Origin of the sequence: Streptomyces mutomycini, from assembly GCF_001700505.1 — a bacterium.
In the GTDB taxonomy this organism is placed as follows: Bacteria; Actinomycetota; Actinomycetes; order Streptomycetales; family Streptomycetaceae; genus Streptomyces; species Streptomyces mutomycini.
This window is the reverse complement of sequence record NZ_MAPV01000029.1, coordinates 1-13403: the sequence shown is the minus strand read 5'-3', so window position 1 is coordinate 13403 and position 13403 is coordinate 1. Positions and strand designations below refer to the sequence as shown.

Annotated in this window: 10 protein-coding genes; 4 read left to right on the top strand and 6 right to left on the bottom strand. The window is 73.0% G+C overall.

What is annotated here, in order from left to right:
- The first annotated feature begins 2 nt into the window (after positions 1–2).
- From BFF76_RS04185 to BFF76_RS04170, 4 genes are read left to right on the top strand one after another with little or no spacing between them, the layout of a single operon-like run.
- Complete coding sequence (locus BFF76_RS04185; RefSeq protein ID WP_031100383.1) at positions 3–1094, top strand: ABC transporter permease; 1092 nt, start codon at positions 3–5, stop codon at positions 1092–1094.
- Positions 1091–2011: an ABC transporter permease gene (locus tag BFF76_RS04180; protein WP_031100381.1), complete on the top strand. Its 921-nt coding sequence runs from the start codon at positions 1091–1093 to the stop codon at positions 2009–2011. The genes BFF76_RS04185 and BFF76_RS04180 overlap by 4 nt, the downstream gene beginning before the upstream one ends.
- On the top strand, positions 2008–3069 hold the full coding sequence (locus tag BFF76_RS04175; protein ID WP_031100379.1) for an ABC transporter ATP-binding protein: 1062 nt from the start codon (positions 2008–2010) through the stop codon (positions 3067–3069). Before BFF76_RS04180 ends, BFF76_RS04175 begins: the two co-directional genes overlap by 4 nt.
- On the top strand, positions 3066–4073 hold the full coding sequence (locus BFF76_RS04170; protein WP_065847216.1) for an oligopeptide/dipeptide ABC transporter ATP-binding protein: 1008 nt from the start codon (positions 3066–3068) through the stop codon (positions 4071–4073). Before BFF76_RS04175 ends, BFF76_RS04170 begins: the two co-directional genes overlap by 4 nt.
- 91 nt (positions 4074–4164) lie before the next feature.
- Here BFF76_RS04170 and BFF76_RS04165 read toward each other — a convergent pair whose 3' ends face one another.
- The 6 genes from BFF76_RS04165 to infB all read right to left on the bottom strand — a co-directional run.
- Entirely contained in the window at positions 4165–5118 is a 954-nt protein-coding gene (locus BFF76_RS04165) for a bifunctional riboflavin kinase/FAD synthetase (protein ID WP_053929046.1), read from the bottom strand.
- Positions 5119–5161: 43 nt separating this feature from the next.
- Positions 5162–8728, bottom strand: a complete 3567-nt coding sequence (locus BFF76_RS04160) for a trypsin-like peptidase domain-containing protein (protein ID WP_065847214.1) — start codon at positions 8726–8728, stop codon at positions 5162–5164.
- Positions 8729–8942: 214 nt separating this feature from the next.
- The gene (gene truB / locus BFF76_RS04155; protein WP_053929044.1) at positions 8943–9848 is read right to left on the bottom strand and encodes a tRNA pseudouridine(55) synthase TruB; all 906 of its coding nucleotides are present in this window, start codon (positions 9846–9848) and stop codon (positions 8943–8945) included.
- Positions 9845–10306 carry a 30S ribosome-binding factor RbfA gene (gene rbfA, locus BFF76_RS04150; RefSeq protein ID WP_031100367.1) on the bottom strand — a complete coding sequence of 154 codons (462 nt, stop codon included), beginning with the start codon at positions 10304–10306 and terminating at the stop codon, positions 9845–9847. The genes truB and rbfA overlap by 4 nt, the downstream gene beginning before the upstream one ends.
- A 25-nt stretch (positions 10307–10331) precedes the next feature.
- Positions 10332–10628 (bottom strand): DUF503 domain-containing protein, encoded by a 297-nt coding sequence (locus BFF76_RS04145; protein WP_053929043.1) that lies wholly within the window; start codon positions 10626–10628, stop codon positions 10332–10334.
- 167 nt (positions 10629–10795) lie between these two features.
- The coding region (gene infB / locus BFF76_RS04140; RefSeq protein ID WP_107418391.1) for a translation initiation factor IF-2 at positions 10796–13403 on the bottom strand (2608 nt) is incomplete at its 5' end.

Here is a 13403-nt window from a genome sequence, read left to right as displayed (position 1 = left end):
CCATGAGCACAGAAAGCACTCCCGCGCTCCTGAAGGGCGTGGCGGGCGTGGACGCTGTGCGGACCGGCGGCCCGGCTCCGGCCGGTCCGCCGGCCCGCAGTCCACGCGCCCGGAGCACGACCGCCTACCTCCGCTATGCGGCGGGCAAGCTGGCCGGTGCGGCCGTCTCGCTCTTCGCCGTGCTCGTGACCAGCTTCTTCCTGTTCCGCCTGATCCCGGGCGACCCGGTCAAGCAGATGACGGGCGGCCGGCAGGTGTCGACCGAGCAGATCGCGGCGATGCGGCGGGAGTTCGGCCTGGACCTGCCGCTGTGGCAGCAGTTCACCGAATACTGCGGCAAGGCTCTGACCGGGGACTTCGGTACCTCGTACCAGTTCCGCGCCCCCGTCATGGACAAGATCACCGAGGCGCTGCCGGCGACACTGCTCCTCACCGGCACCGCGTTCGTGATCTACACGGCGATCGGCATCTGGCTGGGCGCCAGGTCCGCCTGGCGCAACGGCTCGGCCGGTGACCGCTTCCACACCGCCTTCGCGCTGACGCTGTACTCGGTGCCCTCGTTCTGGCTCGGTCTGCTCCTGATCGTCACCCTGTCGGTGGGCATCGGGCCGGTCCCCGGCATGTTCCCGACCGGGGGCATGGAGTCCGGCGGGGGGAGCGGCCTCGCCCACGTCCTCGACGTGGCCCACCACATGGTGCTGCCCGTCGTCACCCTCGTCGCCGTCGAGTACGCGCGCACCCTGCTGGTGATGCGGTCCTCGCTGCTCGACGAGATGGGCAGCGACTACCTGACGACGGCACGGGCGAAGGGGCTGCGCGACGACCTCGTACGCCGCAGGCACGCCGTCCCGAACGCGATGCTGCCGACGGTGACGCTGCTCTTCGTCAACCTGGGCAACACGGTCGCCGGCGCCATCCTGGTGGAGACGGTGTTCTCCTGGCCGGGCCTCGGCGGGCTCTTCTACCAGGCGCTCAGCGTGCCCGACCTGCCACTGGTGCAGGCGCTGTTCTTCGTCTTCGCCGCCGCGGTGATCCTGATGAACACGCTCGCCGATGTGATCTATCCGCTCCTCGATCCCCGGGTGGGCCGATGACGACGACTACCGACGCCGCGCCGGCCCCCGGCCCGCGCGCACTCACCTGGGCCCGCAGGCGTCAGGCGGCGGGCCGCTTCTGGCAGCAGTACCGCGGCCACCGGGCGGGCCTCGTAGGCCTGGCCGTGCTCGCGGTCATCGCCCTGACCGCGCTGGCCGCCCCGCTGCTGGTCGGCGAGGGCTCCCGGAGCGTCACCGCCGCGCCGGGCGGCCCGCTGGAGTCACCGAGTGCCGGGTTCCCGCTCGGCACCGACCAGTTCGGGCGCAGTCTGCTCGCCCTCCTGGTGTGGGGGACACGGGTCTCCCTGACCGTGGGCCTGCTCGCCGCGTTCCTCTCTGTGGCCATCGGGACCCTGGTGGGGATCACGGCCGGCCACTTCAAGGGCTGGTACGGCAACATCGTCATGCGGATCACCGACTGGTTCCTGGTGATGCCGACGCTGGTGCTCGCCATCGCTCTGGCCACCGTGCTCTCGCGGTCGGTCTGGACGACGATCCTCGCGATCGGCGTGACGACCTGGCCCACGACCGCGCGGCTCGTACGCGCGCAGACGCTGTCCGTCGAGTCACGCCCGTACATCGAGCGCTCCAAGGCGCTCGGCGGCGGGCACGGCCACATCATGTCCCGCCACGTCCTGCCCAACGTGATGCCGCTGGTGCTCGCACAGACCACGCTGGTGATCTCCACCGCCATCCTCACGGAGGCGACCCTCGCCTTCCTCGGGCTCGGCGATCCCACGATCGTCTCCTGGGGCGGACTGCTCCAGGACGCCCGTGAGGCCGGAGCGGTCAGCTCCGGCAACTGGTGGTACCTCGCTCCGCCCGGACTCGCCATCGCGGTCGTCGCCCTCGCGTTCACCCTGTGCGGCCGCACCGTCGAATCCGTGCTCAACCCCAAGCTGGGGGTGTCCCGTTGACCGCTGTGAAGACCGAGAGCGTCGAGAGGCCGGAGACCGGGCAGCCGCTGCTCGACGTACGGAATCTGCACGTCACCTACGGCTCGGGGGCCTCGGCCGTCCCCGCCGTGCGAGGTGTGGACCTGCGGGTGGAGGCGGGGCAGAAACTCGGCATCGCCGGCGAGTCCGGCTGCGGTAAGTCGACGCTGGCGCTCGCCCTGCTGCGGCTGCTGCCCGCGTCGGCGACTCTGAGCGGCGAGATCCTGCTGGACGGCGAGGACGTCCTCACCATGAAGTGGGGGCGGCTGCGGGCCGTGCGCTGGGCGGGTGCGTCGATCGTCTTCCAGGGCGCGATGCACTCGCTGAACGCCGTGCACCGCATCGGGGACCAGATCGCCGAACCGATCCTGCTGCACGGCGGAGGGGCCCCGGCCGCCGCCCGCCGGCGCGCCGGTGAGCTGCTGGAGCAGGTGGGTCTTCCGGCCGCGCGCGCGGACGCCTATCCGCACGAGCTGTCCGGCGGTCAGCGCCAGCGCGTGATGATCGCGATGGCGCTGGCCTGCGACCCCCGGCTGATCATCGCCGACGAACCCACCACCGCGCTCGACGTGATGATCCAGGCGCAGATCCTGCGGCTGATCGAACAGCTCGTCAGCGACCAGGACCTCGGTCTCATCATGATCAGCCACGATCTCGCGGTGCTCTCCGACACGTGCGACCGGCTGTCGGTGATGTACGCGGGCCGGGTCGTCGAGGAGGGTCCCGCCAAACAGGTTCACGACAGCGCCAGGCATCCGTACGGCAGCGCCCTGTCGGCCGCGTTCCCGCGCATCGGGGACCTCTCGTCGCGGCGCGCGCCGCGCGGCCTGCCGGGTGACCCGCCGGATCCATCGGCCCTGCCCTCCGGCTGTACGTTCCATCCGCGCTGCACGGCGGCGCTGGACTCCTGCGCCACCGAGGACCAGGTACTGCGGCCGGCCGGTCAGTCCCGGCGGGCGGCCTGTGTGCTGGTGGAACCGGAAGCGACCGTGACGCCCGGTCCGCACGGCGGTGCCGGGGAAGCAAGGAGCACCCCATGACGACCACTCCCCCGGCCCCCCTGCTCAGCGCCCGGTCGCTGGAGGTCGCGTTCCCCGGCCGTCGCGGGGCGGCGACCGCCCGGGCCGTCGACGGGGTCGACCTCGACATCCGTCCCGGCGAGATCGTCGCCCTGGTCGGTGAGTCGGGCTGCGGCAAGACGACGCTGGCCCGGTCCCTGCTGGGCCTGGTGCCGCCCACGGCCGGCCGGGTCACCTTCGACGGCGAGCCCCTCGACTACACGGGCCGGGCGCTCAAGGCGTACCGCAGGCGGGTGCAGCTGGTGCTGCAGGACCCCAGCGGTTCCCTCAACCCCCGCCACACGGTGTACGACGCGGTGGCGGAGGGCCTGCGCATCCACGGCTACGCGGGCGACGAGCGGACAGCGGTGTCCGGGGCACTGGCGCGGGCGGGGCTGCGGCCCCCGGAGCGGTTCTTCCTGCGCTTTCCGCACGAGCTGTCCGGTGGTCAGCGCCAGCGCGTCGTGATCGCGGGCGCGCTGGTCCTGGAGCCGGAGCTCATCGTCGCGGACGAGCCCGTGGCGTCGCTGGACGCCTCGGTGCGCGGCGAGATCCTGGCCCTGGTGCTGCGGCTGCGTGACGAGCTGGGTCTGTCGGCGCTGGTGGTGACGCACGATCTGGGGCTGGCGTGGAACATCGCGGACCGGGTGGCGGTGATGTATCTCGGCCGGATCGTGGAGACGGGTGACGTCGAGCAGATCCTCACGGCTCCCCGGCATCCGTACACACAGGCGCTGCTGTCCGTGCTGCCGGAAGGTGACGGCGAGCCGGTGATCCTGACGGGCGAGCCGCCGAACCCCTCGAAGATCCCGTCCGGCTGCCGCTTCCACGCCCGCTGCCAGGTCCTCGCCTCGGGCGAGGCGCAGCGCGCGGGCGTCGCGGACGCGTGCCGCACGGCGGAACTGCCGGTGCTGGAGGGTGACGGACGGAGCCAGGTCGCCTGCCACTGGGCGGCGGCGGGGGCTCCGGTGACCACGGCCGGATAGGGACGACACCCCGCCCGCGGTCCCCGTGGCGGGGCCGCGGGCCCGGCGCTGCGGTCGTCAGGGCGTCCGGTACGCCGGGGCGAGGCGGGCGTCAGGCCCGTTCGTACGCCGCGACCAGCTCGCTGGAACGCTTCACGTCCGCGGCCATCGCCACGAGCAGTTCGTCGATCGAATCGAACTTCAGCATCCCGCGTACGTAGGCGAGGAAGTCCACCGCCACGTGCAGCCCGTACAGGTCGAGGCCGACGCGGTCGATCGCGTACGCCTCGACCGTGCGCTCCGTGCCGTCGAACTGCGGGTTCGTGCCCACGGAGATCGCGGCGGGCATCGCCTCGCCGTTCACCGTGAGCCAGCCGGCGTAGACGCCGTCGGCGGGGACCGCGGTGTGCGGCAGGGTCTCGACGTTCGCCGTGGGGAAGCCGAGCTCGCGGCCGCGCTGGGCGCCGCGCACGACGACGCCCTCGACGCGGTGGGGGCGGCCGAGGATCTCAGCGGCGCCCCCGACATCTCCCTCGGCGACCAGGCGCCGGGTGAGCGTGGAGGAGAACGGCGCGCCGCCGCCCGCCTCGCCGGTCACATGGAGGTCGATGACCTCGGTCCGGAAGTCGTACGTCGGGCCGAGCTCGGCCAGGAAGGCGACGTTGCCCGCCGCCCGGTGTCCGAAGCGGAAGTTGGGGCCTTCCACGACCAGCTGCGCGTGCAGCTTGTCGACGAGCACCTTCACGACGAAGTCGGCGGGCGAGAGCTTCGAGAACTCGGCGGTGAACGGCAGGACCAGTACCGCGTCCACACCCAGTCCGGCCATGAGCTCGGCACGCCGGTGGTGCGGGGCGAGCAGCGGCGGGTGGGTGCCGGGGCGGACGACCTCGCTGGGGTGCGGGTCGAAGGTCACGACGACGCAGGGCACACCGAGCTCGCGCGCCCGCTCCACGACACGGCCGATGAGCAGCTGGTGTCCGCGGTGCACCCCGTCGTAGGAGCCGATGGTGACGACGCTTCGTCCCCAGCCCTCAGGGATGTCCTCCAAGCCACGCCAGCAGTGCACTGTGACCGCTCCTTGCCCGAACCTGTGTACGTGTAGATGTCGATTACGCAGGTCTAAGACTGCCATGCTCACGTCCTGCGGCCTGCATCGGCACCGGGATCCCGGACCTCGGACCGTCCAGTTCCTCCATCGTCCGCCTGGCGCCGGGGCCCACGACGACGGCCCACTCGTCGGGGGCGTCCGCGAGCCAGCGGGTGACGAGCGCCGCGAATCCGGGAACGTCCCGGGCGAGTTCGGCCAGCCCGTGGTCGAAGCGGGCCGCGCCCTCGGGAGTCCGCGCGAGGAGCATCCCGGTGCGGTGCACCAGAGCCCGTGTGCGGGCTTCGGGACGGCGTCCGGAACCTGCCGCGGCCGCCCGCAGCAGGGCGTCGAGGACCTCCGGATCCCTGCCGGTGTCCTGCTCGAACTCAAGCAGGACCTCCAGCAGCTCGGCCCGCAGCGGCCTCGACGCCGCGCTCCCGGTGTCGGCGAGCACCCGGGCGAGCGCGGCGCGTACGGGCGGCGGAGCGGGCCGGTCCCGCAGCAGCCCGGTCAGCAGGGGCAGCAGCAGGGCGCGGGCGGCCGGGCTGTGCTCCAGCCTGAGGCCGACGTAGGCGGCGGTCTCAGCAGCGGCGTCCTGGCCGGCACGGCCGCGGCTCTCGACGTAGTGGCGTACGAGACCGGGGGCGTGCAGCGCCAGGGCGGGCGTGTCCAGGGAGGCCAGCTCCCGCAGTACGCCGTCGGCGCCGTTCCCGGGGAGGGACAGACGGGCGCGCAGTGCGGCCAGTACCGGCTCGGGGTGCTCGGGGAACACCTCCGTGAGCAGCGCCACCGGCAGCCGGGGGTCACCGGCGGCGAAGATCCGGAGGGCCTGCGGCAGGTAGCGGCGCCCTGCCCCCGGGTCCCTTACGAGGACGGTGAGGGCCTGGGCGTGCAGGGCGGTGTCGTCCGGCCGGGCCAGCAGCGTGAGCGCCGCGCCGCGCAGCAGTGCGCGGTCGGACTCGGAGTGGGTACGGACGGCGGCGAGCGTGGCGTGGAGGGCTGCGGCGGCGCGCCGGGCGGGCCGCTCCTCGTCACGTGCCCACCGGTCGACGGCCCGGCAGAGGGCGCCGGTCCCGTCCTCGGCGAGGGCGGCGAGCAGTTCGGCGGCGCGCGGGTGCGCGGTGTCCACGAGCGCCTCGGTCAGGTCGTCGACGGCGAGGTCCCGGCGGGCGTACAGGAGGGCCTGTGCCGCGGCGGCCACGGTGAGCCTCATCGGCACACCCTCCTCGGCGGGCAGCGGGGTCTCGTCGGTGAACCAGCGGCACAGCAGGGCCTGGACGGTCCTGGGGCGGGCGGAGAGGCGCCGGGACACGGCATCCAGATACCGCTCGCCGCCCTCCGTGCGCGGGGCGCCGTCGGCGGGCAGGAGGCGGCGCAGGAGGTCGATCCGGTCGTCCTCCGGCAGCCGGATCCGGCGCCAGAACCAGGGCCCGAATTCGGCGTAGGGGCCGAGGGCGGCCTGGCCGCCGGAGAGGGACCGCCGGGTGATCCGGCCCGCGAGCACCCGCAGCACCCCGAGGCAGGGCCGGGCGTCCGGCACGCGGAGCAGGCTCTCACGGAGCAGGCGGGCAGCCCACCAGGCCGCGTCGGTGAGGCGCTCGTGTGCGCCGGGTGCGGACGGCAGGCGGTCCATCGCCTCGATCAGGTCCGCCATCCGGTGGGCCAGCGCCGCGTGTCCCTGCCGCCGCTCCAGCAGGAGCATCGCCTGGAGCACCGGGCCGATGCGATGGCGCGGCACGGGGAGGCTGCCGGGTTCCGCCGGGTCCTGCGGGGCGGGTGCGGGCGCCGCGGCGGCGCCGTCCGCGTGCCAGCGGTGGACCAGCGAGTGCAGCGCCGCGTCCAGGTCGAGGTGCGCGCCCTGCACCCAGTCGCCCAGCTCCTCGTGAGCGAAGCGGTATCCCGCACCGGCCGGGACCAGCAGCCCCTCGGTGAGGACGGCCGGGGCCCATCCCGTGCGCCAGGGGAAGATCTCCTCGAAGGTCTCACGGTCCAGCTCGCCCTGCCCCGGACCGAGGCAGCGCCTGGCCGCCTCGTGGACCTGGCCGGCGACCTTCGCCGCCAGCCTGCGGACCGCGGCGCCCCGGAGCCGGGGCTCGGCCCGGGCGCCGATGCGGACGGCGACCCGGACGCAGGCGAGGTCCAGATAGGCGGCGAAGACCTCCTCTGTCCCGGGCACGCCGGGTACGTCGGGAGGCAGCGCCGCACGCACCTCGCCGAGCAGGCGCAGGGTGAGGGGGTGCCGGTCGTGACCCTGCGCGATCGAGCCGGGCGGGATGCCGTACCGCTCGCCCGCCCGCTCGGCCTGTTCCGCCGTGAGGTCGCCGAGCCGGACGGCGGGCGGCAGCCCCCCGACCGGTTCCTCCGCCCGCTCCGGCCTGTGCAGGGCGCCCGGCGGATACAGCGCACCGGCGGTCTCCCAGTGCTCGGGACGGCAGGCGACGACCATCCGCACCTCGTGCGCCAGGAGCCACTCGGCCGTCGCCACGGTCCACCCGGCGAGCCGGTGGGCCAGCACGGGCGGCATCTCCTCCGGGCCGTCCACGACGACGAGGAGCGGGTTCCCGGAGGCCGCGGCGAGGCGGGCCACCCGCTCCGGAGTGGCTGCCTCCATGTCGCCCCGGCCGCCCGCAGCGGTGACGATCCTCCCGGAGCGCTCCAGCGCCCGGGTCATCGCGTCGGCGACCGAGAGGTCGTCGGCCAGCAGATCGGCTCCGCGCAGCCAGAGCGTCAGGGCGGGCACGGGCCCGCGGGCACGGCGGCCGGCGAGGGCCGCGAGCTCCGTGGTGCGGCCGGTTCCCGGGGCTCCGACCAGACCGAGCACGGGCCCCGTCCCGGCCTCGAAGGCGGTGAACTCCACGCTGATTTCCGGACGTTCGACGGCCTCCGTGCCGCAGGGCCGGCCGTCGGCCTGGCCCAGCGAGGTGGCGGTCAGCAGCAGCGCGCCCGCCAGGTTGAGGTCGCAGCCGTACCCCGGGACACCGCCCGCGTTGCGCCGGAGCACCTCGGCCAGCGGCCCAGGGGTGTCCCTGGGCGTCAGCGTCACCGCGAGGCCGGCGGTCTCGCGCCCGGCGCTCAGCGCGGTCGAGAGCACGCCCAGGACGGCCCCGGTGCGCGGGTCGGTCACGGGCCCGCCGACGGCGGCTCCGCCGGAGCGCAGCGCGTCGCGCCCGTCCGTACCGAGGGCGAGCTCCAGCGCGTCGCCCACGGCGTGCTCGTGTCCGCCCTCGGAATACGTCGCCGGGGTCGTGCCGAGCACCCGTGCCTCACGCCAGCCGTGGGCGGCGATCCGGACATAGGTGCCCGTGTCGATCTGCTCGCGTACGGCGATGGGGAGCGGCTCGACTCCCAGCGCCTCCGGGCCACCGGTGCGCAGCAGGGCGAGGCCGAGAGCGGGCAGCGCCGTGATGTCGTCGGGGCCGACGGTGCGACTGCGGCCGTCGGCGGCGTGCAGCGTCAGGTGCGTGGAGCGCCCCACGGCCTGGTGGCTGGTGACGACAGTGCCCCGGTCGTCCGCGACGAATCCGGTCCCCCGCGGCCGGCCTGCCTGATCGCAGATTCTCACAAGTTTCGACCGGTCCCCGCTGCCCATGCTCCGACGGTAGGTCCCAGGTGATCGCCACCGGAAACGCGCGGGACGAAAGCGCCCCCCTCGCACCCCTCAGTCACTCCGAGCGCCCGCCCGTTGGGGTGAATCGGCGGGTTCTTCTGGACAGGGATGGTCCCTGGAGGGGGATCGTGGAGCGGGCTCGCACCCGAGGGGGCGGGCCCGCTCCACGATGGGCGGAGCCCATGGGGACGTCGCGTCAGGCGAAGACGGCGAGGCTCTTGGCCTTGCCCTTCTGCTCCTCGACGAGCACCAGGAACGCCCCGTCGGGCCCGAATACCCCGACCGGCCCCGGCGGGTACGACGGCATGTCCAGCCTTACGCCGTTGAGCAGCAGCTTGGCGCGCTTCTCGTCGACGTCCCAGCGCGGGAAGGCCGAGGCGGCCGCCTCGGCCACCGGCATCACGGTCAGCTCCTGCTGGTGCTGCTCCAGCGTCCGCGCCGCGTCGAGGCCGTACGGTCCGACGCGCGTGCGGCGCAGCGCGGTCAGGTGCCCGCCGACACCGAGCCCGGCGCCGAGGTCACGGGCCAGGGCGCGGATGTACGTACCCGAGGAGCACACGACGGAGACGACCAGGTCGACGACCGGGGTGCCGTCCTCCGCGACCGCCTCGCGCACGTCGTAGACGCGGAAGGACGAGATGGTCACCGGGCGGGCCGGGATCTCGAACTCCTCGCCGCCGCGCACCCGGGCGTAGGACCGCTTGCCGTCGATCTTGATGGCGCTGACCTTGGACGGCACCTGCATGATCGCGCCGCTCAGTGCGGCGACCCCCGCGTCGATGCCCTCGCGGGTCACCCCCGAGGCGTCGGTGGACGAGGTGATCTCGCCCTCCGCGTCGTCGGTGACGGTGTCCTGGCCGAGCCGGATCGTCCCCAGGTACTCCTTCTCGGTGAGCGCGAGATGACCGAGCAGCTTGGTCGCCCTCTCCACACCGAGCACGAGGACACCGGTGGCCATGGGGTCCAGCGTGCCGGCGTGGCCGACCCGCCGTGTGCGGGCGATGCCGCGCATCTTGGCCACGACGTCGTGCGAAGTGAAGCCGGACGGCTTGTCGACGATGACAAGTCCGTCCGGCGTCCTGTCCTGCTTGTTCTGCGTCATGCGGAAGGCGAGTCCCCGTCGTTCTCGTCGGTCTCGTCCTCGGGCTTGCGGTACGGGTCGGCGCCGCCGGCGTACGTGGCACCGGAGGACGCCTGACGGACCTTGGCGTCCGAGGCGCGTGCCCGGTCGAGCAGGTCCTCGATCGCCTTGGCGTTGTCCGGCAGGGCGTCGGCCACGAAGGCCAGGGTGGGGGTGAACTTCGTCCCCGCCGCGGCACCGACCGCCGAGCGCAGGATGCCCTTGGCACTCTCCAGTCCGGCGGCCGCGCTGGCCCGCTCCTCGTCGTCCCCGTAGACCGTGTAGAAGACCGTGGCCTCCCGCAGGTCGCCGGTGACACGGGTGTCCGTGATGGTCACGTGCGTGCCCAGACGCGGGTCCTTGATACCGCGCTGCAGTTTCTCGGCGACCACCACCTGGATGAGGTCCGCCAGCTTCTTTGCCCGCGCGTTGTCGGCCACTGGTCCGTCTCCTATCTGAACGTGCTCAATCGTCTTCGTCGCTGTGCAGCCGCCGTCGTACGGACAGCAGCTCCACTTCCGGCCGGCCCGCGATCATTCGCTCGCACCGGTCGAGTACGTCTGTGAGGTGCCCGGTGTCCCCGGAGACCACGGCAAGACCGATCTCGGCCCTGCGGTAGAGGTCCTGGTCGCCCGTCTCCGCGACACTCACCGCGAACCTGCGGTGGAGCTCGGCGACGATCGGGCGGACGACCGAGCGCTTCTCCTTCAACGACCGTACGTCGCCGAGGAGCAGATCGAAGGACAGTGTCCCCACATACATGTGTGTCCGGATGTCCCGCCGGTTCGGGGTCGCGCCCCGCCATCGCTTGGCGGGGACCTCAGAACCGTACACGCAACGGCCGGGGCCGATCGACGGAAATAACGACCCGTCGACCGGCCCCGACCGTGCAGGAGAGCCCGGGGGGCTCCCCCGGGAATCCCCGTTGATCAGCCTCGCGGCTTCTCGCGCATCTCGTACGTCGCGATGACGTCGTCGATCTTGATGTCGTTGAAGTTTCCGAGGTTGATACCGCCCTCGTAGCCTTCGCGGATCTCGGTGACGTCGTCCTTGAAGCGGCGCAGACCGGAGATGTTGAGGTTCTCCGCGATGACCTTGCCATCGCGCAGCAGGCGCGCCTTGGTGTTGCGCTTGACCTCGCCGGAGCGGACCAGCACACCGGCGATGTTGCCCAGCTTGGACGAGCGGAAGATCTCGCGGATCTCCGCCGTGCCGAGCTCGACCTCTTCGTACTCCGGCTTGAGCAGACCCTTGAGGGCCGCTTCGATCTCCTCGATCGCCTGGTAGATGACCGAGTAGTACCGGACGTCCACGCCTTCGCGCTCGGCCATCTGCTCGGCACGCCCTGCGGCGCGCACGTTGAAGCCGATCACGATGGCGTCGGAGCCGGTCGCCAGGTTGATGTCCGACTCGGTGACCGCACCCACACCGCGGTGCAGGATCCGGATGTCGACCTCTTCGCCGACGTCGAGCTGGAGCAGCGAGGACTCGAGGGCCTCCACCGAACCGGACGCGTCGCCCTTGATGATGAGGTTGAGCTCCTGGACCAGACCGGCCTTGAGCGCCTCGTCCAGGTTCTCCAGGGAGAACCGGACGCCCTTGCGGGCGAAGTTGGCGTTGCGCTCACGGGCGGCACGCTTCTCGGCGATCTGACGGGCCGTACGGTCCTCGTCGACCACCAGGAGGTTGTCGCCGGCGCCCGGGACGTTGGTGAGACCGAGCACCAGGACGGGGGTCGAGGGACCCGCTTCCTGGACGTTCTGACCGTTGTCGTCGAGCATGGCGCGGACTCGGCCGTAGGCGTCGCCCACGACCACCGTGTCACCGATGCGCAGCGTTCCGCGCTGGACCAGGACGGTCGAGACGGCACCGCGACCGCGGTCGAGGTGGGACTCGATCGCAATACCCTGCGCGTCCTGCTCCGGGTTGGCCCGCAGGTCGAGCGAGGCGTCGGCGGTGAGGACGACGGCCTCCAGAAGAGCCTCGATGTTGAGGCCCTGCTTGGCGGAGATGTCGACGAACATGGTGTCGCCGCCGTACTCCTCGGCCACCAGACCGAACTCGGTGAGCTGACCGCGCACCTTGGTCGGGTCGGCGCCCTCGACGTCGATCTTGTTGACCGCGACCACGATCGGCACCTCGGCCGCCTTGGCGTGGTTCAGCGCCTCGATCGTCTGGGGCATCACACCGTCGTTGGCCGCCACCACGAGGATCGCGATGTCGGTCGACTTCGCACCACGGGCACGCATGGCGGTGAACGCCTCGTGACCCGGGGTGTCGATGAAGGTGATCTTGCGGTCCTCGCCGTTGACCTCGGAGGAGACCTGGTACGCACCGATGTGCTGCGTGATGCCGCCGGCCTCGCCCGCGACGACGTTCGTCTTGCGGATCGCGTCCAGCAGTCGGGTCTTACCGTGGTCGACGTGACCCATGACGGTCACGACCGGCGGACGCGAGACCAGAGCCTCTTCGCCGCCCTCGTCCTCGCCGAACTCGATGTCGAAGGACTCGAGCAGCTCGCGGTCCTCCTCCTCCGGGCTGACGATCTCGAGGACGTAGTTCATCTCGTCCGCGAGGAGCTTCAGCGTCTCGTCGGAGACGGACTGCGTGGCGGTGACCATCTCGCCGAGGTTCATCATCACGGCGACGAGCGACGCCGGGTTGGCGTTGATCTTCTCCGCGAAGTCGGTCAGGGACGCACCGCGCGACAGCCGGACAGCCTGCCCGTTGCCGCGAGGCAGCATGACGCCGCCCACCGACGGGGCCTGCATGGCCTCGTACTCCTGGCGCCTCTGACGCTTCGACTTCCGGCCACGACGCGCGGGACCACCGGGACGGCCGAACGCACCCTGCGTGCCACCACGGGCACCCGGGCCGCCGGGACGTCCACCGAATCCGGGACGACCGCCGAAGCCGCCGCCACCACCGGGACGGCCTGCGCCGCCACCGCCACCGGGACCACCGGGACGGCCTGCGAAGCCGCCACCGCCGCCACCGGGACCGGCCGGACGGCCTGCGAAGCCGCCGCCACCGGGACGACCGCCGCCGCCACCGGGGCGACCGCCGCCGCCGGCACCGGGACCACGGCCACCGCCGGGGCCACCGCCGGGACGCGGACCCGCGGCGGGACGCTGCGGCATCATGCCCGGGTTCGGACGGTTACCCGCGGGGGCACCGCCCGGACGGGGAGACTGCGGACGGGGCATGCCGCCCGGGGACGGACGTGCGCCGCCCTGACCCTGACCCTGCGGGCGCGGGGCGCCGCCGGGGCCACCCTGCGGACGCGGGGCGCCGGGGCGCTCCTGACCGCCGCCGGGGCGCGGGGCACCGCCGGGACGGGGCGCCTGGGGGCGCGCCATGCCGGTGGAGCCGCCGCTGGTGAAGGGGTTGTTGCCCGGACGGGGTCCGGCCGGACGCGCGCCGCCGGGGCGCGGTGCGCCCTGGCCGGCGGGACGTGCGGGACGGTCTCCGCCGCGCTCGCCGCCACGGCCGCCGTCACGCTCGCCACCACGGCCGCCGTCACGCTGACCGCCGGCC